General features: G+C 72.5%; 21 protein-coding genes. 14 read left to right on the top strand and 7 right to left on the bottom strand.

From position 1 onward, the window contains the following. The 4 genes from AOK08_RS02615 to AOK08_RS02630 form a co-directional block, all read left to right on the top strand. A partial coding sequence (locus AOK08_RS02615) for an FAD-dependent oxidoreductase (protein ID WP_055523223.1) occupies window positions 1-1,139 on the top strand: 1,139 nt, incomplete at its 5' end. 125 nt (window positions 1,140-1,264) lie between these two features. Beyond that, entirely contained in the window at window positions 1,265-2,158 is an 894-nt protein-coding gene (locus AOK08_RS02620; protein ID WP_055523224.1) for a dihydrodipicolinate synthase family protein, read from the top strand. A 65-nt stretch (window positions 2,159-2,223) separates the two neighbouring features. Then, window positions 2,224-3,225: a proline racemase family protein gene (locus tag AOK08_RS02625; protein WP_055523226.1), complete on the top strand. Its 1,002-nt coding sequence runs from the start codon at window positions 2,224-2,226 to the stop codon at window positions 3,223-3,225. A 33-nt stretch (window positions 3,226-3,258) separates the two neighbouring features. Further along, window positions 3,259-3,996 (top strand): GntR family transcriptional regulator, encoded by a 738-nt coding sequence (locus tag AOK08_RS02630; RefSeq protein ID WP_055523227.1) that lies wholly within the window; start codon window positions 3,259-3,261, stop codon window positions 3,994-3,996. An 18-nt stretch (window positions 3,997-4,014) separates the two neighbouring features. On the opposite strand, the gene AOK08_RS02635 is transcribed toward AOK08_RS02630, so the two are convergent. The 6 genes from AOK08_RS02635 to AOK08_RS02660 all read right to left on the bottom strand — a co-directional run bounded on the left by AOK08_RS02635 (window position 4,015) and on the right by AOK08_RS02660 (window position 11,306). Next, the gene (locus AOK08_RS02635; protein WP_241826788.1) at window positions 4,015-5,514 is read right to left on the bottom strand and encodes a lanthionine synthetase LanC family protein; all 1,500 of its coding nucleotides are present in this window, start codon (window positions 5,512-5,514) and stop codon (window positions 4,015-4,017) included. 9 nt (window positions 5,515-5,523) lie between these two features. Next, window positions 5,524-6,387, bottom strand: a complete 864-nt coding sequence (locus AOK08_RS02640; protein ID WP_055523229.1) for an ABC transporter ATP-binding protein — start codon at window positions 6,385-6,387, stop codon at window positions 5,524-5,526. Next, window positions 6,384-7,379 (bottom strand): FecCD family ABC transporter permease, encoded by a 996-nt coding sequence (locus AOK08_RS02645; RefSeq protein ID WP_479683311.1) that lies wholly within the window; start codon window positions 7,377-7,379, stop codon window positions 6,384-6,386. The genes AOK08_RS02640 and AOK08_RS02645 overlap by 4 nt, the downstream gene beginning before the upstream one ends. A gap of 89 nt (window positions 7,380-7,468) precedes the next feature. Further along, window positions 7,469-8,497, bottom strand: a complete 1,029-nt coding sequence (locus AOK08_RS02650) for an ABC transporter substrate-binding protein (RefSeq protein ID WP_055523231.1) — start codon at window positions 8,495-8,497, stop codon at window positions 7,469-7,471. Between the two features lie 119 nt (window positions 8,498-8,616). Beyond that, a complete protein-coding gene (locus AOK08_RS02655; RefSeq protein WP_055523232.1) occupies window positions 8,617-9,801 on the bottom strand; it encodes a hypothetical protein in 1,185 nt (394 codons plus the stop codon). A gap of 119 nt (window positions 9,802-9,920) precedes the next feature. Beyond that, window positions 9,921-11,306, bottom strand: a complete 1,386-nt coding sequence (locus AOK08_RS02660; RefSeq protein WP_055523234.1) for a tetratricopeptide repeat protein — start codon at window positions 11,304-11,306, stop codon at window positions 9,921-9,923. 337 nt (window positions 11,307-11,643) lie between these two features. On the opposite strand from AOK08_RS02660, the gene AOK08_RS02665 reads away from it, so the two are divergent. The 8 genes from AOK08_RS02665 (at window position 11,644) to AOK08_RS02700 (ending at window position 19,985) form a co-directional block, all read left to right on the top strand. Beyond that, entirely contained in the window at window positions 11,644-12,612 is a 969-nt protein-coding gene (locus AOK08_RS02665; protein WP_241826789.1) for an acyltransferase domain-containing protein, read from the top strand. Window positions 12,613-12,672: 60 nt separating this feature from the next. Continuing rightward, window positions 12,673-14,610 carry an acyl-CoA dehydrogenase family protein gene (locus AOK08_RS02670; protein ID WP_055523238.1) on the top strand — a complete coding sequence of 646 codons (1,938 nt, stop codon included), beginning with the start codon at window positions 12,673-12,675 and terminating at the stop codon, window positions 14,608-14,610. Next, entirely contained in the window at window positions 14,607-15,695 is a 1,089-nt protein-coding gene (locus AOK08_RS02675; RefSeq protein ID WP_055523258.1) for a 3-oxoacyl-ACP synthase III family protein, read from the top strand. The genes AOK08_RS02670 and AOK08_RS02675 overlap by 4 nt, the downstream gene beginning before the upstream one ends. After that, window positions 15,692-16,534, top strand: coding sequence for an SDR family NAD(P)-dependent oxidoreductase (locus tag AOK08_RS02680; protein ID WP_055523240.1), 843 nt, complete (start codon window positions 15,692-15,694; stop codon window positions 16,532-16,534). Before AOK08_RS02675 ends, AOK08_RS02680 begins: the two co-directional genes overlap by 4 nt. 13 nt (window positions 16,535-16,547) lie before the next feature. Continuing rightward, the gene (locus AOK08_RS02685) at window positions 16,548-17,765 is read left to right on the top strand and encodes a beta-ketoacyl-ACP synthase III (RefSeq protein WP_079053779.1); all 1,218 of its coding nucleotides are present in this window, start codon (window positions 16,548-16,550) and stop codon (window positions 17,763-17,765) included. Continuing rightward, window positions 17,714-17,992, top strand: coding sequence for an acyl carrier protein (locus AOK08_RS02690; protein ID WP_055523243.1), 279 nt, complete (start codon window positions 17,714-17,716; stop codon window positions 17,990-17,992). The genes AOK08_RS02685 and AOK08_RS02690 overlap by 52 nt, the downstream gene beginning before the upstream one ends. Beyond that, a complete protein-coding gene (locus AOK08_RS02695; protein ID WP_055523245.1) occupies window positions 17,992-19,215 on the top strand; it encodes a beta-ketoacyl-[acyl-carrier-protein] synthase family protein in 1,224 nt (407 codons plus the stop codon). The genes AOK08_RS02690 and AOK08_RS02695 overlap by 1 nt, the downstream gene beginning before the upstream one ends. Before the next feature lie 125 nt (window positions 19,216-19,340). Then, complete coding sequence (locus tag AOK08_RS02700; RefSeq protein WP_055523247.1) at window positions 19,341-19,985, top strand: HAD family hydrolase; 645 nt, start codon at window positions 19,341-19,343, stop codon at window positions 19,983-19,985. Window positions 19,986-20,076: 91 nt separating this feature from the next. Here the strand turns inward: AOK08_RS02700 and AOK08_RS02705 are convergent, their stop codons facing one another. Beyond that, window positions 20,077-21,351 carry a DegT/DnrJ/EryC1/StrS aminotransferase family protein gene (locus tag AOK08_RS02705; protein ID WP_055523248.1) on the bottom strand — a complete coding sequence of 425 codons (1,275 nt, stop codon included), beginning with the start codon at window positions 21,349-21,351 and terminating at the stop codon, window positions 20,077-20,079. A gap of 237 nt (window positions 21,352-21,588) precedes the next feature. Between AOK08_RS02705 and AOK08_RS02710 the strand changes: the two genes are divergently transcribed. Together AOK08_RS02710 and AOK08_RS02715 are read left to right on the top strand one after the other, a co-directional pair. Further along, on the top strand, window positions 21,589-23,121 hold the full coding sequence (locus tag AOK08_RS02710; RefSeq protein ID WP_055523250.1) for an FAD-binding protein: 1,533 nt from the start codon (window positions 21,589-21,591) through the stop codon (window positions 23,119-23,121). Window positions 23,122-23,216: 95 nt separating this feature from the next. Further along, entirely contained in the window at window positions 23,217-24,467 is a 1,251-nt protein-coding gene (locus tag AOK08_RS02715; RefSeq protein ID WP_055523262.1) for a DegT/DnrJ/EryC1/StrS aminotransferase family protein, read from the top strand. Window positions 24,468-24,521 lie beyond the last annotated feature (54 nt).

Here is a 24,521-nt window from a genome sequence, read left to right on the forward strand (position 1 = left end):
AGATGTGTATACGTGCCAGGGGTGGGGGAGGTGGTGGCTTTGGTGTGCATGCGCTGACCGGGCCCGGTCAGACCTCTTCGCGGACCGTCACCGCCGACGCCGTGCTCCTCGCGACCGGCGGCTACGAGAAGGTGCTGCCCTTCCCCGGCTGGACCCTCCCCGGTGTGGTCACCGCGGGCGGCGCGCAGGCGATGCTCAAGGGCGGCCTCGTCCTCCCGGGCCGTACAGTGGTCGTCGCCGGGACCGGGCCGCTGCTGATGCCGGTCGCGGCCGGTCTCGCCGCGGCGGGCGCCGAAGTCGCCGCGTACGTCGAGTCCGCGCACCCCGCCGACTTCGTACGGCACGCGCGGACGCTCGCGGCCAACCCCGCGAAGATCGCCGAGGCCGCCCGGTACGCCGCCCGACTGCTGTGCCACCACGTCCCGGTGACGGTCCGTCATACCGTGGTCGCTGCGCACGGATCCGACCGCGTCGAGGCCGTCACCGTCGCCGCCCTGGACGCCCACGGCCGGGTACGGTCGGCCACCCGGCGCCGGATCGCCTGCGACACCCTGGCCGTCGGGCACGGCATGCTCGCGCACACCGACCTCGCCGAGACCCTGGGATGCGCGATCGACGCCACCGGGGACGCCTTCGTCGTCACCGACGCCGAGCAGCGCACCGACGTCCCCGGTGTCTGGGCGGCGGGTGAGGCCACCGGCATCGGGGGAGCGGTGCTGGCGCTCGCCGAGGGGGAGATCGCCGGGTGCTCGATCGCCGCGCGGCTCACGGGAGTTGATCCCCGGCCCGCCGACTGGGCGAGGGCAGCCCGGGCCCGTACCCGGCTGCGGACGTTCTTCGCCGCTGTCGACAGTGCCTACGCCTTGCCGGCGTATTGGGCGGAGCAGGTCAGTGACGACACGGTCGTCTGCCGTTGCGAGGAGGTGACGGCGGCGGAAGTCCAGGAGGCCGTCGAGGAGTTGGGGGCGACTGATTTGCGTACCGTCAAGTTGCTCACCCGGGCCGGGATGGGGTGGTGCCAGGGGCGGGTTTGTGCGTCCGGGGTCGCCGGGGTTGCGGGGTGTCCCGTGGGTTTGGGCAAGCGGCCGTTTGCTCGGCCTGTGCCGTTGGGTGTGTTGGCGGAAGAGCCCGGGGGGTGATGGTCGTGTTTTGGCTGCGGGTTCGTTGTGACTTGTCGCGCCCACGCGGCGGAGCCGCAAATTGATACAGCCCCGCGCCCCTAAAAGGGGCGTTCACCTCTGTATGTCGAAAAGTGGAGGTTCCTATGAGTGTCCCCTCTCCCGTCTGGCGCGGTGTTCTTGTCGCCACAGCGTTGCCGCTCGACGACGATCTGAGCGTCAATTACGAGGCCTACGCCGACCATTGCCGGTGGCTTGTCGAGAACGGGTGCGACGGTGTCGTACCGAACGGGTCGCTCGGTGAGTACCAGGTGCTCACCGACGAGGAGCGGGTCAAGGTCGTCGAGACCGCGGTCGCCGCGATCGGCGGGGACCGGGTCATGCCCGGCGTGGCCGCCTACGGCTCCGCCGAGTCCGCCCGGTGGGCCGCGCAGGCCAGGGACGCCGGCTGCTCCGCCGTCATGCTGCTGCCGCCCAACGCCTATCGGGGCGACGAGCGTTCGGTGCTCGCGCACTACGCGGCCGTCGCCGAGGCCGGTATCGACATCGTGGCCTACAACAACCCGATCGACACCAAGATCGACCTCACGCCCGAACTGCTCGCCCAACTGCACGCGGCCGGACACATCAAGGGTGTCAAGGAGTTCTCCGGGGACACCCGGCGCATCTACCAGATCCAGGAACTCGCCCCGGAACTCGATGTACTGATCGGCGCCGACGACGTCCTGCTGGAGCTGGCCACGGCCGGGGCGGTGGGCTGGGTCGCCGGTTACCCCAACGCCCTGCCCCGGGCCACCGTCGAGCTGTACCGGGCCGCCGTGGCAGGTGACCTGGCCACCGCCCTGCCGCTCTACCGCCAACTGCACGCACTCCACCGCTGGGACTCCAAGGTCGAGTTCGTGCAGGCGATCAAGCTGTCGATGGACATCGTCGGGCGACACGGCGGTCCGGTCCGCCCGCCGCGCATGCCGCTGCTGCCGGAGCAGGAGAAGGCGGTTCGCGAGGCCACCGAGAAGGCCGTCGCGCTCGGCCTCGCCTGAGCCGACAGCACGACCGACCTGAACCGTGCCCCGATGTCCCGGGTTGACCTGAGAGGATCGTGATCATGCGCAGCAAGCTCGTCCTGCACGCCGTCGACTCGCACACCGAGGGCATGCCGACCCGGGTCGTCACCGGCGGGATCGGCACCATCCCCGGCGACACGATGAACGAACGCCGGCTGTGGTTCCGCGAACACCGGGACGACGTACGGAACTTCCTGATGAACGAGCCGCGCGGGCACCCCGCGATGAGCGGGGCGATCCTCCAGCCGCCGACCCGGCCCGACTGCGACTACGGCGTGGTCTACATCGAGGTCTCCGGCTATCTGCCGATGTGCGGCCACGGCACCATCGGGGTGGCGACCGTGCTCGTCGAGACCGGTATGGTCCCGGTCGTCGAGCCGGTCACCACCATCCGCCTCGACACCCCGGCCGGACTCGTGATCGCCGAGGTGGCCGTGGAGGGCGGCGCGGCCAAGGCGGTCACCATCCGCAACGTACCTTCGTTCGCCGTGGAGTTGGAGCGGAAAGCGACCCTCGCCGACGGGCGCACGGTGACCTACGACCTCGCCTTCGGCGGCAACTTCTACGCCATCCTGCCCCTCGACGAGTTCGGCCTGCCCTTCGAGCGCGAGCGCAAGGACGACATCATCGCCGCCGGGCTCGCCCTGATGGACGCGATCAACGCCGACAGCCCGCCCGTACACCCGGAGAACCCCACCATCAACGGCGTCCATCATGTCTACCTCGCGGCTCCCGGCTCGAACGCCACCCGCTCACGGCACGCGATGGCCATCCACCCCGGCTGGTTCGACCGCTCCCCGTGCGGCACGGGCACCTCCGCCCGGATGGCCCAGCTGCACGCGCGCGGTGAACTCCCGCTGCACCAGGACTTCTTGAACGAGTCGTTCATCGGTACGTCGTTCACCGGGCGGCTCGTCGAGAGCACGGAGGTCGCCGGACTCCCCGCCGTGGTGCCCACGATCACCGGGCGCGCCTGGATCACGGGCACCGCCCAGTATCTGCTGGACCCGGACGACCCGTTCCCGGCCGGCTTCGTACTCTGACACCACCAGCTAACCAGCTCCAGGAGAACCACCATGGCCGCTCAGCGCACCGGCCCCGCCCTGCCCAGCATCGGCGGCGGGCCGCGGCCCAGTTACCGGGCGAGCGTCGCCGACGCGCTGCGGGCCGCGCTCGTCGCCGGTGAGCTGCGGCCCGGCGAGGTCTACTCGGCGCCCTCGCTCGCCGCCCGCTTCGGCGTCTCGGCGACCCCGGTGCGCGAGGCCATGCTCGACCTGGTGAAGGAGGGCATGGTCGATCCCGTACCCAACAAGGGTTTCCGCGTCACCACGGTCTCCGAGCGGCAGCTCGACGAGTACACCCACATCCGGTCGCTGATCGAGATCCCGACCACCGTGGGCCTCGCCGCGAGTGCCGACCCGGCCGCGCTGGAGGCGCTGCGCGCGCACGCGGAGGAAAGCGTGGCCGCGGCGGAGAGCGGTGATCTCATCGCCCATGTCGAGGCCGACCGCCGCTTCCACCTCGGTCTGCTCGCCCTGGCCGGCAACGAGCATCTGGTCGAGGTCGTCGGCGACCTGCGCAACCGGTCCCGGCTGTACGGGCTGACCGCGCTGGCCGAGCGGGGCCTGCTGAAGTCGACCGCCGAGGAGCACTTCGAGATCCTCGACGCGCTCCTCGCCCGGGACGCGGACCGCGTACGGACCGTGATGACCCGACATCTGGGCCATGTCCGGAGCGACTGGGCCCACGGAGCCCACCAGGCCCACGAAACCAACCGGACCTATGGAACCAACCAGGCCCACGGAACCCACTGAGCCCGCTCGGCCCGCCGCTCAGGAGACGGCCGTACCGCCCGCGACGCGCAGCCGCTCCGGCACCGCCCACCACTGGTCCGGCCGGTCCACCACCGCGGCCTCCGGCCCGGTCCCGGCGAACCGGGCGAGCCGGAAGAGATACCCCGCGATGCCCGCCGCGCCCTGCATCCACGAGGTGTTCGGGGGCAGCAGCGGATGCTCCTGACGGTGTTCGAGGAAGCGCCAGCGGGCGCCCGCCCCGTCCCTGATCGCCCGCTCCACCAGCGCGTCGCCCATCACGCGGGCCGCCCTCACGTACATCTGCCCGCTCTCCGCGTCCGCGAAGTCCGCGCAGTCCTGCGCCGCGTCCAGGAGTACGTCGCCCACGCCCGCCGTGCCGCAGCAGCGGCCGTCGTTGTCCCAGAAGCCGGGGCGCAGCCGCCGTGGGACGCCCGAGGTGAGGACCGAGGCCAGACAGCGCCGCCGCAGCTCGCCGACGCAGAACCCCGACACCTTCGCCACGCCCGCGTGGGCCAGCGCCGAGAAGAGGTGCGAGGTGCCCGTCGGACCGTGGCACCAGGTGTACGTCACCGGCTCGACCTCGCGCCTCGACGGCGGGATCGTATGCGGGACGACGAAGCCGTCATCGTCCAACCGGCCGACGGACAGGACGTGTCGGGCCCCGAGGACCGCCGCCTCGACGAAGTCCTCCCGGCCCAGGGCCGCGCCCGCCACCGCCAGCGCCGAGGCCACTCCGGCGGTGCCGTGGGAGTAGTTCGGTGCCCGGGACTCCGTGGTCGCCCCGATGCCCCAGTCCAGGCCCGCGTCCGTACGGTCCGCCACCCGCAGCAGCGCCTCGCAGCCCGTCGTCGCGATCGCCTCGGCGTACTCGCCGCCCGCCCAGACGGCGGTGAGCACCACACCCGCGGTGCCCATGATGATGTCGTTGAGGGGCGCGTCCGATCCGGCTTCGAAGCAGAGGGTGGTCCGCCAGCCGCCCGGGGCCGCCAGCTCGGCCAGCCGCCGCAGCGCCACCGACTCCGTGCCCGGTGCGAGCAGCCTCAGTGCCGTCGCGTCACCGGCCAGGCCGTCGTACAGCGAGGGTTCCGTCCGGTCCTTCGCCGCCGCCGACAGTCTCGTCACGATCCCGGCCGCCAACGACCGCTCCCGGGCGGTGAGTTCGCGTTGGCGGGCGATCTCGGCCAGCACGGGGGCCAGACCGGCGATCCCCGCGTAGAGGCAGTCGCGGTCCTTCGCGGGGACCGTGTCCGAAGAGCCCTTGGCCCCGTTCTCGGACACCGTCTCCGGCAGCCATGGGCCGTCGTCCTCGCGGACCTGGTCCAGCACCCACGACCAGGCGGCCTCACCCAGGTCGCGGTAGCGGTGGGCGGCGGACGGGTCCCCGGAATTCGTCGCGGTCGCCGAGCCGATCGGGTTCGTAGCGTTCGTCGGGCTCATCGCGTTCGTGGGGCTCGCCGGGTTCTTCGGGCGCGTCGGGCGCACAGGGTTCTTCGGGTCTTTTGCGTCGTTCTGCGGCACCCGGTCACGCTACAACCGTGTGACCGGGTGCCGCAGGGGATACGACCGGCTCGTCGGGCCCGTCAGCAGGTCCAGGGCGAGGGGCTCGGCCCCGTACGTGACGCGTACGACACCGTCGGGATGGCGGTCGGCCGTGGCGGTCACGCCGAAGACATCGCGGAGCAGGCCGGGCGTCAGGACGTCCAGGACGGGGCCCGCCGTGATCACCTCGCCGTGGTGGAGCGCGACGAGGTGATCGCACAGGCGGGCCGCCAGATCGAGGTCGTGGAGGACCGCGAGGGTGGTGATGCCGGTGGAGCGGATCAGTTCGAGCAGTTCGAAGCGGGCACGGATGTCGAGGTGGTTGGTCAGCTCGTCGAGGACGAGGAGCCGGGGCCGCTGGGCGAGGACGAGGAGCCGGGGCCGCTGGGCGAGGGCGCGGGCCAGCAGCACGCGCTGGCGTTCGCCGCCGGACAGGGAGCCGAAGTCGCGGTCGGCCAGCGGGCGGGCACCGCACCGGTCGAGGGCCTCCTCGACGGCCTCGTGGTCGTCGGCGCCGTCGCGGCCGAGGAGGCCGTGGTGCGGGGTGCGGCCGAGAGCGACGATTTCGGCGACGCGCAGGCCGCCCGGACCGCCGCCCGACTCCTGGAGGACGGCGGCGGTCCGGCGGGCGGCGGCCCGGGGCGACAGGGCCCATACGTCGTCGCCGTCCAGGCGCACCACCCCCCGCTCCGGGCGCAGCGAGCGGTAGACGGTCCGCAGCAGCGTGGACTTGCCGCTGCCGTTGGGTCCGACGAGGCCCACGATGTCCCCCGGCCGGGCCTCCAGGGCCACGTCCCGGAGGATCGGGCGCCGGTCGAGGGTGATGTGGAGCTGTTCCACGGTGAGTTTCATACGCTGTCCAGGCTCTTGTCGCGGCGGAGCAGCCACAGGAAGAACGGCGCGCCGAACAGGGCGGTGAGGATGCCGAGGGGCAGTTCGTTGGGCCGGTCCACGGTCCGCGAGAGCAGGTCTACGACGACCAGATAGATGGCGCCGACCAGGACGGACCGGGGAAGCAGCCGGCGGTGGTCGGCGCCGGTGGTGAGGCGGACCAGGTGGGGGATCATCAGGCCGACGAAGCCGATACCGCCCGCGACGGCGATGACCGTGCCGGTGAGCAGCGAGGTCAGCACCAGCAGCAGGGCCCGCAGCCGGTGCACATCGACACCGAGAGCGGTGGCGGACTCGTCACCGGCGAGCAGCGCGTTCAGCGGGCGGCCGAACAGCGACAGGGCCACTGTCGTGGTGAGGACGACGACGCTGACGGTGGTCAACTGCCCCCACTGCGCTCCGGCGACGCTGCCGAGCATCCAGAACATCACGGTACGCAGTTCGGTGGGCGTGGCCCGCAGTTGGAGAAAGCTGGTCGCCGCGAGGAAGAGGTAGCCCACGGCGACGCCCGAGAGGACGAGCCGGGTCGGCGCGAGTCGCCCGCCGCGCCGGCCGAGGAGGAAGACGAGGACCACCGCGCCGACGGCACCGGCGAACGCGGCCGAGGACACTCCGAGCCCGCCGAGGGCGCCGCTGGTGAGGGTGATGACGAGGACGGCGCCGAGGGACGCGCCGGAGGAGACACCCAGTACGTACGGGTCGGCGAGCGGATTCGCCACGACGGACTGGAGGACCACCCCGGAGACCGCCAGGCCGGCGCCGGCCAGCGCGGCCAGGACGACGCGCGGGGTCCGGAAGCTCCAGACGATCTGGTCCAGCGCGGGATCACCGGCCGCCCCGCCGCCCCCCAGATGACGGAACACGATCCGCCACACGTCCCCCAGGGGCACGTTGACGGAGCCGACGCTGATCGCCACCGTCATGACGACGGCGAGCACGACGAACAGCGCCACCAGCACCAGCGACGGATTCACCCGTGCCGAACGTGCCGGCCGCTCCGGGCGTTTCGGCCGTTTCGGGTGGCGCGGGTGGCTCGGGTGGTTCAGAACACGTCCGGGTGCAGCATCCTGGCGATCCTGTCCACGGCCAGGTCGTTGCTGGGACCGAGGTAGATCGAGTCGGACAGCACGGTGTAACGCCTGTTCTTCGCGGCCGGCCACTGGGGGAACTCCTTGAGCAGTTCGCGGGCGTACTCCGCGGGATCTGGGTCGTTGTAGCCGATGACAACGAGGGCGTCGACGGGCTCGGCGGCCACCCGCTCCTTGCTGAGGTCGGCGAAGGCGGCAGTGGTGGCGGAGGCGAAGGCGTTGCCGCCGCCGGCCCTGGCCAGGATGTCGTTCCAGATGCCGTTGGCCGCGATGGAGCTGAAGTCGTTGGCGCCCATCGACATGTTGGAGAACACCACCATGACGTTGGGCGCCTTCTCGCCCTCGACCCTGGCCGACACCTCGCTGATCTTCTTCTTGGAGGCCGCGACGAGCTTCTCGGCGCGGTCGCCGACCTGGAAGATCCTTCCCAGGTCGCGCAGCAGCCGGTAGCTGTCGGCGAGGGTCGTGCGGGAGGGGTCCTGGTCGCAGCCCTGAGGGGAGATGTAGCTGTTGGCGCCGACCGCCCCGAGGTCGTCCCGGGTCGCGAATCCGTTCTTCGCGTCGAAGCCGTACGAGGTGGTGGACAGGACGAGATCGGGGCTCAGGCCCAGCATCGCCTCGCGCGGGATGTCGTAGGCGTCGTTGACCTGGATGTCCCCGGTGGGCAGCGCCTCGATGGCCTTGGCGCGGCCGGGGACCTCCGACATCCCGTACGACTGCCCGTTGGCGACGACACGGTCCCCGAGGCCGAGCGCCAGCAGCGAGGAGACCTCGGCGACGGAGGCACCGTTCATGACGACCACCCGGCTGGGCGCCTCGGTGTACGTGGTGGTCCGCCCGCAGTTCTCGACACGCACCGGGTAGCCGGGGCTGTTCGCCCTGGCGGCGGCTTCGGCCACCGGGGCGGGCGAGGTTCCGCAGGCCGCGGTGACCAGGCAGAGTGCTCCGGCCACAACCGCGGCCACGGGCCGTGTCGTCAGCATGCGGGCTCCCAGGGGTAGACAGGGGCGGACTTCGCTCCAGTAGTCGGTACGAAGTCCGCCCGGGTTCCCGGGAGTTGGGCTGTCTTTCGCGGCCGGCCCGACGAGGTGGCCTCCGCCGCTCAGACGGTCGGGCCCGCCAACGACGCGGCGGGATCCCGCGCGGCGGGCCCCTGTGTGACGGCCCCCTGCGCAGTCGTGCGCACCTGCCTGCGGACGTGGCTCGACGGTCCGAGGCCGTCGAGGGCCTGTGTCACCTGCCGGTGGACCCGTTCGTCGGCGGAGGCGTCCAGTACGGCGATGGTGGCCGCGTCGGTGTCCTGGGGGCGCAGATGGTCGAGGGCCGGCACGTGACGCACGTACACCCGCATGCGGGCCGCCTGGGGCAGTGCCGTTCTGACGACGGGGCTGTCGCCCCGGCCGGTCACGAGAAGCACGTCGGACTGGGCCAGCACCGAGCCGACGGCGGTGTACAGGTCGTCCATCGTGTAGCACCACTCGCGCGGATGCTGGCCCTTCAGACGCGGGAAACGGCGGCGCAGCACGCCCAGCACGCGTGCCGCCTCGGTCACGACGGTGCCCGGGGCGACCACGTAGGCGAGGCGGTCCGGATCCGGGACCGTGAGGGATTCCGCCTGGTCGGGTGTCATGACAGGGCGTCCCCGGGCATGGAGGTCTCCGGCCCGCCACGCTCGGGGGCCGGGGGCGTCCGGTACGCCCACGACGAGTACGTCGTCGCCCCGGTCCAGGAAGCGGCGCAGCGAACGGGTGGCGTTCTCCGCGGCGTCGCACGCGGTCGCGGCGGGACATCCGCAGGCCTGCCACGGGGTGGGGGAGTGGCCCGGATGCTGCCTCGGTACCCATGTCGTCGACGTGTCCGTCCGACCTGTCGGGTCCGTGCTGTTCGCGTGCTTCCGCGATGCGTCGAGGTGTACGTACAGCAGGCGGCGGGTGCGGAGCGCGGTGGACCAGGACGCGATCTGGTCGCGGGCGAAGGCGGCCGTGGCGGTGTCCGAACCGGGGGCGGCGACGGCCAGTCCGCTGTGGCCGCCGTCCGGGTTCTCGTAGGAGACGGCGAAGACGGTCGTCGGCGTCGCGCCGTCGGAGTGGGCGGCGACCGGCTCGCGCAGGGCCTGGGAGTGGGCCTCGTATCCGGCTCGTCGTGCGTGTGCCGTCAGCAGGTGGTGGGCGGGGCAGCCGATCGGGCCGCGCACCGGGTGTGTCCATGATGTGGCCACCTCCAGTGTTCCCGGTGCGAGGAGTGGCGCGGTAGCGCCGAACACTTCGGAGAGCACGCTTCGGTTCATCGTTCCTGGAGGGGATGTCGGGGGCGGTCGCGGGCGGTCGTGGAGACACGTGACAGCGCCATCCAAGTCCGCCGGCCGGCCCCGGTGCCGTTCCTGCCGGGGCGCACCACCCCAATGGGTCAGTGATCGCTACCGGGGGATCCCGCCGGCCTCGGCTTTCGCCGTGCCTCGCGGGCCCGGGCGAGCAGATGCGCGGCCGACGGGTTGACGGCGTGGGGGCGGAGCCGTGCGGTCAGGCCACGGAGGCGGTCGTCGGCGCGGGCGCTGGAGACATGGGGGTAGAGGTCGAGGAAGGCGTGCCAGGTGTGGCACGCCTGGTCGAGGTGGCCGATCGTCAGTTGGGTCTCGGCCAGTTCGGCGAGGCAGATGGCCTGGGAGCGCCGCTCGTCGGCGGGGCGGTGGCGCAGGGCGCGGCCGAGCGCCTCCACGGCGGTCCGGTGGCGCCCCTGGCTGCGGGCCGCCGCCGCGTGCTGGAGCGCGAGCGAGCCCGGATGGAAGGAGCCGACCGGTGAACCGGCAGCGCCCGACGCGCTTTCCAGGCACTTCTCGGCCCGCACGAGATGGCGGACATGGCCGCGGTCGCCCAGGGCCGCCCCGGTGACCGCCAACTGACCGAGAAGAAAGGCCTGTTGGTGTGGGGGAGTGTGCCGGATGCCGACCAGTACGGCCTGTTCGGCGAGACGGTGGGCGGCGGCCCGGTGGTCGAGCGCGTTGGCCTGGACGCTCAGCCCCCGCAGGGCCAGGGCGTAGCCGACGCGGTCCCCGGCCTCGCGGGCCAGTTCGGCGCTGGTGAGATAGAAGTGCTGGGCGGCGGCCTGGTGGTTGGTGTCGAAGTGGGCGAACGCGCACAGGTAGGTGAGCCGGGCGGCCACACCGAACAGCTCCCCGCGCACCACGGGTTTGAGGTCCGCCTTGAGCCAGGGCAGCACCGCGGTGGCCAGATACCGGCGCAGTGGCTGCCGTATCCGGCCGGCGCCGAAGACGGCGTCGCCCTGCGCGAGTACGTCGAGCAGCTCATGCGCCGACTCGACGTGCGCCATGCCGATGGCCCCCGATCCCGCGCCGGTCCGGGGGACGGACCCCCGTCCCGAGGTGGACGGCCAGTGCGGGACGGTCAGCGCCCCGAGCGAATAGGCGCCCAGCAGGGAGGCGGTCCGTCGGTCGGTGAGACGCAGCAGGTGATCGAGACTGTCCACTCCGCTCCCTTCGCCGGGCGGGGCGCCTGGCAGGTCGTCCGGGGCCTGTCCGCGTACGGTCAGCCCAGTGTCCTGCGGCCGGACGGGCCTGCCCAGATGGCGTGAGAGGGCCTCGGCGACGAGCGCGGGGACGGGCGGCCGGGGCCGGCTGCCGGCCAGCCAGTGGGCCACCGAGGTGCGGTCGTAGCGCAGCGCCGTGCCCTGCTCGGTGCCGAGCGAGTTCACCTCCCGGGCCAGCCGGGCGCCACTCCATCCCGCCTCGCCCAGGAGGCCTCGTAAGTCCGGGTTCGGTGTACGGGCAGATCGCACGACCCCTCCCTCGCCTTCGCCTTCATGAAGTGCCCTCGTGACGTGCCTTTGTGACGCGCCTTTGTGACGGCCCCCGCTGTATGCGGACGTTCAACGTCCGCGCAGGTTCAACGTCCTGGTCGCCCGCGTTCGCGATGGAGGCGCTTGTGTGCGAGCAGGGTCAGTGTGCGGCGCGGTCGCGGGCGGTGCGCAGTGCGCAGGAACGGCGCGTCCGTCGCAGCCGTGCGCCCCGCATGCGGTGACACACAGACCTGGTGTGAAGGGTGGAGAGCGAAGGATGGAGAGGGACACGAGGGCGTCGGGGATGCCCGGGCGTCCGGTCGGCCGGTGGAGAACAGTGCACCTGTTTCCCGGGCAGGGCGACTTCTCCGTCGGCGCCCTGGTGCGCGCCGTACACGCCGACCCGTCGATACGCACGGCCGCCGAGCAGGTCTTCGAGGCGATCGACGGGGTCGCGCGGGAGCGTGGACTTCGGCCGCTGGGGCCCTGGTTGCTCGGCCCGACACCGCCGACCGCCCGCGAGCTGGCCGGTGAGGCCGTCGGAACCGCACAACTCGCCTTGTTCGGAGCCTCCATGACGGTGCATCAAGCACTGTGCGGGGCCCACGGGTTGCCGTTGGCCGTCGTCGGGGTGAGTTTCGGGGAGATCGCGGCGCTCACCGCCGCCGGTGTCCTCACCCTGGACGACGGCGCGCGTGCCGCACACGACCTCGCTCGCGTCCTTTCCGCCTGTTCCGGCGGACTGACCCTCCTGTCCTGTCCGGAACGGACCGCGCGGGAGCTGATCGACGCCGCGGGCGCCCCGGATCCGGTGGATCCGGTGGATCCGATGGGCGTGGTGGTGGCCGTGGTCAACGACGACCGGTCCGTGGTGGTCGCCGGGTCCGTCGTCGGACTCGCCCGTGTCGAGAAGGCGGCGGCGGAGGCGGGGGTGGCCGCTGTGCGCCTTCGCCTGCCGTTCACCTCCCACCACCCCGCGCTCCAGGCCGAGTCGGAGGAGTTCGCCGAGGCGGTGCGGGCCTATCACCGTGCCGAGGCACGCTTTCCCGTCCACTCGGCCGTGGCCGGCCGCGCCTACACCGCCGCCGACGACCTCCCCCGGCGGCTGGCCGACTGCCTGGTCCGGCCCGCCAGGGTGCCCGAGGTGCTGCGCCAGGTGGCCCTGTGTGAACCGGACGCCGTCTTCGAGGCCGGCACCGGCAGCGCCCTGGCGTCCAGCGCCCGCGCGGTCCTGTCCCGGCACCCCACGCTCGTACGCGCCCCACTCGCCGAACCCGGCGCACTCTCCCAACGGCCTTCCCGATGACCTCGCAGCTGTCCTTCGACCTGTGGATGTCCCTCGCAGCCGATCGCCCTGGAGTCCCTGATGTCCTCCGTACCTCCTCATCCGGCCGCGCACGAGGCGTTACGTCAGTTCGTCGACGGCCCCTGCGACCCCTCCTTCCTCTCCGCCCTCCACAAGGCGCTGGCCGCCGACCCGGGGACGGACGGTGTCCGCGGTGAGCGTCTGCTGCGTCAGCTGAGGGCGTTCGGCGAGGAACTGCCGCCCGCCCGCCGTCTGTTCGAGGATCCGGCCGGACTGGCCGCGCTGCACGCCTGGACGGCGGTGGCGGATCCCGCCCTGTGCATGACGGCGCTGGTCCACTACCTGCTCTGCCTCGGGTCCATGGCCCAACTGTCCGACCAACCGGCCGCGTTGGAGTCACGCATGGCGGCCCTGGAGGCCGGACGCGCCAAGGGTGTGTACCTGATCACCGAGGTGGGTCAGGCGAACAGCCACCTCGCCACGGCCACCCGCGCCGAATTCGACCCGGAGCGCGGCGAGTTCGTCCTGCACACCCCGGACCCCGGAGCGGCCAAGTTCTGCGGCGCCGGATCACGTACCGTCCCGCAGACGGGAGTTGTCCTCGCGCGGCTGTACGTCGGTGGCGTCGACCGGGGTGTCTTCGCGTTCGTGGCCGACATCACCGACGAGCACGGGCCCCTGCCCGGCATCGAGATGTCCTCGCCGCTCGAAGTGAGCGTCCTGCCGCTGGACTACGTCCACATCCGCTTCCACTCCGTCCGGCTGCCGTTCGCCCACTGGCTGGCCGACGGCGCCCGCATCGACGGCGACGGCACCTTCCACGACCGGGCCGGCTCGCCCGGCCTGCGGCTCCAGCGAACCCTGCGGGTGGGCCAGGGGCTGTGGGCGACGATGCCCGCGGTGGCCGCCGCGACCTGTCGGCAGTCCGCCGTACAGGCCGTCAACTACGCACGTCAGCGGCGTACTCAGGGACGGCTCGCCCCCGGCGCACCGCTGCTCGGCTACCGCAGCCAGCAGCGCGCCGTGCTGGGCGCCCTCGCCGACGCCTTCGCCCTGACCTGCGCCGCCCACCGGGCGAGCGGCATGTGGGCCGACTCCCTCGCGGCCCCGGACACAGCTCCAGACACAGCTCCAGACACAGCACCGGACACGGCCTCGGACACGGCCTCGGGTGCTCAACAGGCCGACGCCGCCATGGGGTTCTCGCCCTGGGCCGCCGTCAGTGCCCCGCTGGCCGCCTACAAGGCCCTCGCGGTGCGTACGGCGGCCCGGGTCGTCGACGACTGCCGGCGCCGGTGCGGCTTCTCCGGCCATCTGGATGTCAACGGACTTGCCGGATACCACGGCTTCCACCACGCCTTCGACACCGCGGGCGGCGACAGCCAGCTCATCCTGTACGACGTCGGCCGTACGCTGATCGAGCAGTACGTACCGGCCCCGGAACCCGACGCGCCCGACGCGCCCGACGCCGAGTCCATCACCTCGCCCCTGTGGTGGCCGGCGCTCGCCCGGCGCCACGAGCACCTGCTGACCGCGCACCTGCGACAGCGGCTCGACCTCCGAGCCCAGGAGGGGGTGCCAGGGACTGTCGACCCCGTCGATCCCTTCGACCTCTGGAACCCCCTCCTGGAGGACGCCGGTCTGCTCGGCGAGCTGCACGCGACCCGGCTCATGGCGGACGACGTGGCGGACGCCCTCGCGCGGACGACGGACCCCGGACTCACCCGGGCCCTCGCACCCCTCGCCGCACTCCACGGCGTCACCACGGCCCGCCGCTGGGCGGGATCACTGCTCGCCCGTGGCACGCTGCGGCCGTCCGGCATCGACGCACTCACCGACGCCGCCGACCGGCTGTGCGACGCGATCCTGCCCCAACTCCCGCTGCTGACCGAGGCGTTCGCTTTCCCCGACGACATCGCGACCGCCCCGCTCGCCGCCCCGGACGTCAACGCGGCGACGGACGCCGGGCTGACGTGGACACTCGGCGGTACGGCATGACGGTGACGGAGGCGGCCGGCCGCCGGCACATCGGTGTCGTCGGCATGGGCACGTACCTGCCGGCCCAGGTGCGTTCCAACGCAGATGTGGCCCGGGACGCCGGGGTGAGCCCCGAGTGGATCAGCGAGCGCACCGGCGTACGGAAACGCCATGTCGCCGCCGCCGACGAGGCCGCCTCCGACCTGGCCGCCCACGCGGTGCGTGCCGCCGCCGACGCCGCCGGGATCGACGTACGCGACATCGGGCTGCTGATCTGCGCGACCTCCACGCCCGACGAACTCGGCCCGTCGACCGCCTGCCGGATCCAGGCCCTGCTGGGCGCCTCCCGGGCCGTCGCCCTCGATGTCGGCGCGGCCTGCTCCGGCTGGCTCTTCGCGGCGAAGGTGGCGCACGACTGGCTGCTCGCCTCCCCGGAGATCCGGTACGCGGCCGTCGTGGGCGTCGAGGCGTACTCGAAGTTCGTCGATCCCGCCGACCGGGGCACGGCGGTGCTGTTCGCCGACGGCGCCGCCGCCTCGATCCTCTCCCCGGTCGCCGCCGAACAGGGCTTCGCCCACTTCGCGTTCGGCTCCGACGGCACCCTCGCCGACCGGGTCCTCATCCCGGCGGGCGGCAGCCGCCTGCCCGCCGACGCGGGCACCGTCGCGCGGGGCGACCACCGCATCCGCATGGACGGGCGGACCATCAGCCGTTTCGCCTCCGCTGTCTTCCCACGGCTGATCTCCGGCACCCTCGACCGCGCCGGCCTCACCCTCCAGGACATCGACCGCGTCGTCGCCCACCAGCCCAACCCCGTGCTGCTCCGCCGTATCGGAGCCGAACTGGGCATCCCCGAGGGCCGGTTGGTCGTCGTCGGCGACGAAGTGGGCAACATCGGCGCCGCCAGCACGCCGTACGCCCTGGCCGCCGCCGCACGCGGTGGACTGCGCGTCGGCGACCGGGTCCTGCTCGCCGTGTTCGGCGCCGGCATGACCTGGGGCAGCGGGCTGCTCACCTGGAGCGGAGCCCAGGCCCGCACCCCGCCGACCCGGCCATCTCCGCCCTCTTCGCCCGAACTCCACGAGACAGAAGGAGCCCCCCGATGAACGCTGTTGACCTCTTCCGCCTGGACGGCGCCCGTGCCCTGGTGACCGGTGCCTCGCGGGGCATCGGCAAAGCCGTCGCCCTGGGGCTGGCCGACGCCGGCTGCGACCTGGCGGTGACGGCCCGTACCCAGGCCGCACTCGACGACACCGTGCGGGCGGTCCAGGAGCGCGGGCGCAAGGCCGTCGCCCTCGACGCGGACCTGGCGGAACCCGGTGCCGCCGCCGACCTCGTCGACCGGGCCGCCGCCGCGCTGGGCGGCCTCGACGTGGTCGTCCACAACGCGGGCACCCTGCCCACCACCGAGGACGGGGCACCGCTCCTGGTGCCCCTCCAGCACGCCCGGCAGGAGGACTGGGAGACCGTCGTCACCGTCAACCTGAACGCCACGGCGGCCCTGTGCCGCGCCGCCCACCCGCACCTGGCCGGCTCCGGGCGGGCCAGTCTGATCCTGATGTCGTCCGTCGCCGGACTCGTCGGCACGCCCATGATGGAGGCGTACGCGGCCACCAAGGCCGCCCAGCTCTCCCTGGCCCGCTCGCTCGCCGTCGGCTGGGCACGCCAGGGCATCCGGGTCAACGCCCTGTGCCCCGGCTGGACCCGTACCGACATGACCGCGTTCGCAGCCGACACCGAACCCCTGTCCGACTGGCTCACCAGCCATGTCCCGCTCGGCCGCTGGGCCACCCCGGACGAGGTGGTCGGCGCCACGCTCTTCCTCGCCGCACCCGCCTCGTCGTTCGTCACCGGGCACGCCCTGGTCGTCGACGGCGGACTCGCCGTACCGGACGGGGGGCTCGCGGGCTATCCGAAGCCCGCCTCCCCGTTCGCCGTGGCCTGAGGAGCCGGGGGTGATGCCCGCGCTGTCCTCCGCGCATGCCACGGCGAACGCCGTGCACCCCGCCGGCCCTGTTGACCCCGCCGACCCTGCCGGCCCTGTTGACCCGGCCGAACTCACCGCCGTCATCGCGGGAATCGGCGCCTGTCTGCCGGAGCTCGTCGTCGACAACGACACGGTCATCGCGCGCGGTGCCCTGCGCACCGACGACACCTGGATCCGGACCAGGACGGGCATCGCGCGCCGCCGCCACGCCGAGCAGGGCACGAGCACCGGTGACCTCGCCGTAGGCGCCGGCCGGGCGGCCCTCGACTCCGCCGGGGACCACCGGCCCGACCTGCTCATCCTGGCCACCAGCACCCCCGACCACCCCTGCCCCGCGACCGCACCCGCCGTGGCCCACCGGCTGGGCCTCGGCACGATCCCCGCGTTCGACCTCGCGGCGGTCTGCTCGGGATTCCTGTACGCACTCGTCACCGCGACCGCCCTGGTCCGCGCCGGAACCTGCTCGGCCCCGCTGGTGATCGGCGCCGACACCTACACGACGATCGTCGACCCACGGGACCGGGAGACAGCGCCGATCTTCGGGGACGGCGCCGCCGCCGTCCTGCTCCGGCCCGGTGGCCGCGACGCACCCGGAGCGGTCCTCACCGCCGACCTCGGGGCCGACGGCAGCGGCAGCGACCTCATCACCGTGCCCGGCGGCGGCTCCCGGCATCCGCACGGGCTGCCGCCGCCCGACCCCGGGTCGCACCACTTCCGGATGCGGGGACGCGAGGTCTACGCCCATGCCGTACGCCGTATGACGCAGTCCTCCCGGACCGTGCTGGAGCGGACCGGTTGGCCGCCGGACACCCTCGGGGCGTTCATCGGCCACCAGGCCAACCAGCGCATCCTCGACGCCGTCGCCGAACGCCTGGGGGTCGCCCCGGAACGCCGGTTCGGCACCATCCACCACACCGGCAACACCGCTGCCGCGTCGATCCCCCTCGTCATGGCCGACAGTACCGTCCACGCGGCCGTGCGGCCCGGCGAGCGGACGCTGCTCACGGCCTTCGGCGGCGGCCTCACCTGGGCGTCCGTCGCCCTCAACTGGCCCGACTCCGCGCCCTGTTCGCAGGCGCCGCCCGCCGGCCCCGACACCGCACCCCTGCGCACCGCCGACCTGACAAGGAGCCACCCATGGACCACGACCGCACCGGCGTCCACGCCGACGTCCACGCCCGCCTCGTGACCCTGCTCAGCGACAAGTTCGAGGTCCCCACCGACCGGATCACCGAATCCGCCACCCTCGACGAACTGGAGCTGGACTCACTGGCCGTGGTGGAGCTGTACGTGACCCTGGCCGAGGAGTGGCAGGTGCCCCTCGACGACTCCACGGCCTCCGGCGACCTCACCCTCGCGGACGTGACCAGCGCGGTGGCCGAACTCCTCGGGGACACCGACCGCGGAGCGGTGTGATGCGCGGGGAGCGGATCGCCGTGACCGGCATCGGTCTGGTCACACCGGGCGGGATCGGCACCGACGCGACCTGGAAAGCGGTGTGCGCCGGACGCTCCATGGCGCGCACCGACCCCGACCTGCGGGGACTGCCCGTGACCCTCTCCTGTCGAGTACCTCCTGTGACCGGGAAACACCCGGGCTCGCCCTGGCGCCACGACCGGAGCACCCGCTTCCTCTTCCTGGCGGCCGAGGAGGCCCTCGCCTCGGCGGGGCTCGCGGGGAAGGACTGGGACCCCGCACGGGTCGCCGTGGTCGTCGGCACGGCGGCGGGCGGCATCGCCACCCTGGAGACCCAGCACCGCAAACTGCTCACCGCGGGGCACACCACCGTGTCCCCGATGACCCTGCCCGCCTTCCTGCCGAACATGGCGGCGGGCCACCTCGCACTCGAACTCGGCGTCAGGGGCCCCTCCTTGCAGACCTCCACGGCCTGCGCCTCCGGGGCCACGGCCCTCATCACGGCCCTGCTGCTCCTGCGCGCCGGGGCCTGTGACATCGCCGTCGCGGGCGGGACCGACGCGATGGCCACTCCGCTGTGCGCCGCCGCCTTCGCCAAGATGGGGGCGCTCTCCCGGCGCGAGCACGATCCCGGCCGCGCCTCACGGCCGTTCGACAAGGGGCGGGACGGGTTCGTCCTCGGCGAGGGCAGCGCCCTGCTGGTCCTCGAACGCCGAGGGCACGCCGAGGCACGGGGCGCCAGGCCCCTGGCCATCCTCGCCGGTCACGGCAGCACCAGCGACGCCCACCACCCCACGGCACCGCACCCCGAGGGGACCGGGCTGCGCGCCGCGATCGGGGCCGCCCTCGCCGATGCCGGGGCGCACACCGACGACGTGGACCACATCAACGCCCACGGCACGAGCACCCCGCTCAACGACAGGGCCGAAGCCGCCGTAGTCCGCGACCTGTTCGCCGCCCGGCACCCGCCGGTCACCTCGGCCAAGGGAGTCCTCGGCCACACCATGGGCGCGGCGGGCGCCATCGAGGCGGCCCTCACCGTGCTGACGATCGCCCGGGGAACCATCCCACCGACCGCCAACTTCGACGAACCCGACGACACCACCGCCGGTATCGACGTCGTCGCGGGCGCCCCTCGCGAGCGACAACGGCTCGGCCTCGCCCTCAGCCATTCCCTCGGCTTCGGGGGCCACAACACGGTGCTCGCCCTGAAATCCGTATGAGACCTGTATGGCACCCGCTGTCGGCGGCCGGCGAATTCCTTTCCTGGAAGCGTGAATTGAGAAACCACCCGAACGCGGCCCCCGGAGTATGGTTACCCCGGAGTCGGGCCGAGAAAGGTGGCGGAATGATCCGGACGCTCTTCGTGGACGCCGGTGGCGTGCTTTTCAACAACATCAACGAGGAAACGGAATTCCTCGCCCGTGTCGCCGAACACCACGGTGTGGACAGGGCGGAGCTGACCTGGCGGGCCATGGAGGCGGCCCGGGTCTATGAAAGCGGCCGGCAGCATGTGCACCAGGTCTTTCGCCGGATTCTCGGCGGACGTTCCTGGACGGGGCGGGGAATTCTCGACCCGCGATGGCTCGACCGGACCTATATGGACTGCGTGCGCGCCTACGACGACAATGCCCGGGTGCTGCGCGAACTCCGGGAAGAACGCCCGGATCTGACGATGGTGCTGACGAACAACGAGGCCGAGCACTGGGACCGGCTCAAGGACGAGGAGTACGGGCACCTGGACATGTTCGACGTGCTCTGCTCGTCCTGGCGGGTCCACCGGGTGAAGCCCGCCCCGGCGTTCTTCGCGGCGGCCCTGAGCCTGTGCCGGGCGAGCGCCGGCGAGACGCTGCTCGTGGACGACCGTCTCCCGGTGCTGCGGGCGGGTGCGTCTCTCGGGATGCGTGTGCTGCACGTCTCCACGCCGGACGTGCTCGCCGATCGGCTCGGGGCGCTCGTCCATGGCCGAGCCGAGCCGACCGGCGTGTTGTGAAGGCCGGTGCGCCGTGACGGCCAGTGCGCTGTGACGGCCGGCGCGTTGTGACGGCCGGCGCGCTGTGACGGTGGGCCGACTGTGACGGCTGTCAGCCGGTCAGCTCTCCGACATGGGCGAGAACCTTCTCGAACGCCACCGCTATGTCGTCGATCGCGTCGAGCGGGGCCAGCAGCACCTCATGGCCGAAGCTGACCACGCTCTCGTGGACGCGCTTGGCGACCGGAAGATCGAAGCGGGCCGGGTTCACCCGCGCCGCGTACTCCCGGTCGATGGCGAACCTGCGCCGGGTACTGGGACGGTTGAGCGGATTGTCGTTCAGCGGCCGGTGGGTCTGCATGACTGCGAAGCCCAGTTCGGCGGTCAGCGCACGGGCGACACGGTCCACGGGAGCGACGGCGAGCACCTCGTCCGGAAGCCGTACCGCGTAGCGGTAGTAGGACCGTTCCGTCGTCTCGGGGGAGGTGGCCTGCGGGGTCAGGCCCAATGCGGCCAGCCGCGCGGTCAGATGGTCGGCCGAGCGGCTGCGGCGCGCGTTCTGCTCGTCGAGGAGATCGAGCTGGTCCACCAGGACCGCCGCGTGGAACTCGGACAGACAGGAGTTGCTGCCCATCAGCCGGCCCGTCTCCAGCAGTTCCATCTCACCCACGTCCACCCCGTCGCGCCGCAGCACCCGGCCGTCCGCGCGCAGATGCTCCGCCCGGATCGCGATCTCGGGGTCGTCCGTGATCACGGCGCCGCCCTCGCCGCAGGTCAGCAGCTTGCTGCCCTGCATACTGAAGGCCCCGGCCGCGCCGAAGGCGCCCACCGGCCAGTTGCCGTACCGCGCGCCGTGCGCATGGGCGCAGTCCTCGATCAGCGGCAGACCGTAGCGCTCCGCGATGCTCAGCAGCGTGTCCAGGTCCGCCACGGCCGAATAGGCGTGGACGACGGTGATGGCCCTGGTCCGGTCGGTGATGGCCGCCTCCACCGCCGCCGGATCCAGGCAGTACGTCGACGGATCGACGTCGACCAGGACCGGCACGGCGTTGATCCCCAGGACCGCCGAGGCGGAGGCCACCCAGCTCAGCCCCGGAACCAGCACCTCGTCCCCGGCGCCGACCCCGCAGGCCTCAAGGGCGATGGCCAGCGCGGCCGTTCCCGTCGCCACCGGCACGCACAGGGTGGAATTGCAGTACTCCGCGAATGACTCGGCGAATTGGCGCTCATAGGACTGCCGTCCCTGATAGGCGCAACTGATGGTCCACCGACCGCTCGTCAGAACGTCTTCGAGGCTTTTCAGCGCCCGGTCTCCGGGTTGCGGCCAGCGCGGCCACTCGCGGTCGGTCAGCCGAGGCCCGCCGGAGATTGCCAGAGAATTTCCCATGGTTGTCCTCGCTCTTCGGAGGTGCGACGGAAGTCCCTGGAATTTACGCACCCCCGCAGACGTACGCCACAACGTCCGGTTTCCCGATTCGGCGCCGCGCGTTCGAGTGAGGAAGTCGCGCACTCGAACGGCTGGGTACGCTTCGGCGGTCGAACGGTGAGGGACATGCCCGTGCCGTGCCCTCATGACCGGCGGCCGAAAGAACAACGGTGGGAAACCTCCCGCGAGGAGCCATGGATGCCCGTCAATCCCGTCAATCCCCTTTCGAAGAACGGCCGTCGCCGGGCGTCCGGCGCGTCGGCGGCCGGTGAACTCCCGGCACATGCCGCGACCGTGGTCGTGGGAGGCGGCCTCGCGGGCCTGGAGCTCGCGACCGCGCTCGCCGAGAACGGTGCGCGGGACGTCCTCCTGCTGGAGTCCGGCCCGGGCGACGACCTCGTACACATTCACCGGAGCCTCCCTCAGGACCGTGCCACGGAAGCGGTGTTCGCCCCCGAGAACGACCCCTGGTTCCATCGCCCCTGGGAGTCCGACTCGGCGCACTACACGGGTATTTCCGGACTGCGCCGCAGACTCGGCGGCCGGTCCCTGTACTGGCACGGGGTGGTTCTGCCGCTGGAGGACTGGGCGTTGAGCGCCCCCTGGTGGCCCTCCGACGTGGTCGCCGACCTCACCAAGAGCTGGCGGGGCGGCCCTTCGCTCTACGAGAGCGTCGGCGACGACCTGCGGAAGTGGAGTTCGCCGGCCCCCGGTTCCCCGGAGCGGGCCGGCGCCTTCGGCGGACACGACTTCCGGCCGCTGCCGCGCGCCTGCCGCTACCTGTCCGACGGCCGCTGGGAGGCGTACACCCCCCTCGCCCGTTGGCCCCGCGCCGACGAAGTTCCCCGGCCGCCCGTCGGCGTACGTGTCCGGTGCGATACGGAGGTCCTGGGCGTGCACGTACGCGACGGTGCCGCGCGCGGGGTGCTCGTACGGGACTCCGGCGGCGCGCGGGCCCTGGTGACCGCCGACGCCGTGGTGCTGAGCGCCGGCACCGTGGAGAGCACCCGCCTGGCCGTCCAGGCCCTCAGCGGACACGGCGCCCTCCCGGAACCGAGGCTCGGCGGGCTCGCCGACCACATCGTGCAGGGCTTCGTGGTCCGCCTGCCGGCCAGGGCCACCGCCGCCGGGCGCGTTCCCGGGCCGGGCTCCTACTACGTGCCGGCCGACCCGGTCTCCCGCTCCTACCTCCGGCTGGACGTACGGGAGACGGAGCCCGGCGAACTCCTGCTGGACGTACGGGTCACCGGAGAGCAACTCCCCAACGTCGACAGCGCCGTTGAGTGCGTGCCCGCGACCGAGTTGCCCTGGCGGACGCGGATCCGGGCCGCGCTGTTGCCGCAGGACCATGAACTCGTTGCCGCCCAACGGGAGATGCTGCGAGGCTTCTGGCGGCGGCTCGCCGAAGAACTCGAACTGCCTTTTACCCCCATGGAGTTCACCGCGTACGGCGACCCGTCCCGGGACAACACCCAGGTGCTGCCCAGCCGCACCCGGTCCCAGGCGGTGGGGGTGCCGGAGACCTGGACCAGTCTGCTGGGCACCGAGGACCACGAGGGCGGCAGCCTGCCGCTGGGACAGGTCCTGACATCTCGTCAGGAATTCACCGACCTGCCCGGCCTGTACGCCGCCGGGCCCGTGGTCTTCCCGCGACTGGGCGCCGCCAACCCGTCGCTGACGACCCTCGCGCTCTCCCGCAGGCTCGCCGCGATCCTCGCGGGCGCGGAGTGACACGGCGGCCCGCCGACAACTCCACGACCAGCACCACCACTATCACCACCTTCACGGCTATCACCATCAGTCCGTGCGACATCCAGGGAGGAACAGTGCCGGGACCGGGATACCGCTTCGTCGGTGACGAGGAGCGGGCCAACGTACTCGCCGTGCTCGACCGTTGGAGCGCAGACCGCGAGGCCTTCGACGACCCCGGTGAGGCGGACATGGTCCGCCGCTTCGAACGGGCGGCGGCCGACCGGTTCGGCGCCGCCCACTGCCTCGGCGTCAACAGCGGCACCTCGGCGCTGATCGCCGCCCTCGTCGGGCTCGGCATCGGACCGGGCGACGAGGTGATCGTGCCCGGCTACATGTTCGTCGCGTCGATCGCGTCGGTCCTGCACTGCGGCGCGGACGTCGTGCTCGCCGAGATCGACGAGTCCCTCACCCTCGACCCGGACGACGTACGGTCGAAGATCACCCCTCGCACCAAGGCGATCATGCCGGTGCACATGCTCGGTGCGGGCGCCGACATGACTGCCCTGCGCGAGATCGCCGACGCACACGGGGTGCACCTCCTGGAGGACTGCGCGCAGGCAGCCGGGGCCAGTCATCAGGGCCGCCCGCTGGGCACCATCGGCCGGGCCGGGACGTTCTCCCTCAACCACTTCAAGGTCATCACCTCGCTCCAGGGGGGATTCCTCGTCACCGACGACCCGCTGGTCTTCCAGCGGGCCTACTCCTTCCACGACCAGGGCTGGTTCCCGTACCGCGAGGACGAGGGCGAGGGTGACCTGCTGGTCGGCATGAACCTCGGCCTCGGTGAGCTGCACGCCGCGGTGGCCCTGGCCCAGTTGGGCAAACTCGACCGGATCCTGGCGCGGGTCAGGGCGGTGAAGCGACAGCTCGTCGAGCGCGTGGGTGACCTTCCCGACGTGAGCCGCAGACGGCTGCACGACCCGGCGGGGGAGTGCGGCACCGTCGCCGTCTACGTCTTCGACCACGCCGAGCACGCCGAGGACGTCGCGGCGCGCATCGGCGCCAAGACCTTGCTCGACTCCCCGACCCACTACTACGGCACCCTGCCCGCGGTCGCCGCGTTCGGCCGCGGCGAGGGTCGCCCCGTACCGTCCCGCGCCCCCGGCCCCGCACGATGGCCGCGCACCTACGAGCGGGGCGCGCTGCCACGCACCGACGACATCCTCGGTCGCTCCGTAGCACTGGCCACGGGCGTGTCCGACGGCTACCTGGGAGCCGGCTTCGGGGTACACCCGGCCTCCTCCGACGCCGAGATCGCCGCCGTGGCCCAACAGTTCCGCCAGGCGGTCCTGGCCACCCGGACCACCAGCCCGGCGAGCCGCTGACGACACGGGCGGTGAGCGGGGGCGCGTGTCCGGCATAGGCCGGGACGGGTTGCG

Origin of the sequence: Streptomyces graminilatus (assembly GCF_001418565.1) — a bacterium.
GTDB classification, from domain to species: Bacteria; Actinomycetota; Actinomycetes; order Streptomycetales; family Streptomycetaceae; genus Streptomyces; species Streptomyces graminilatus.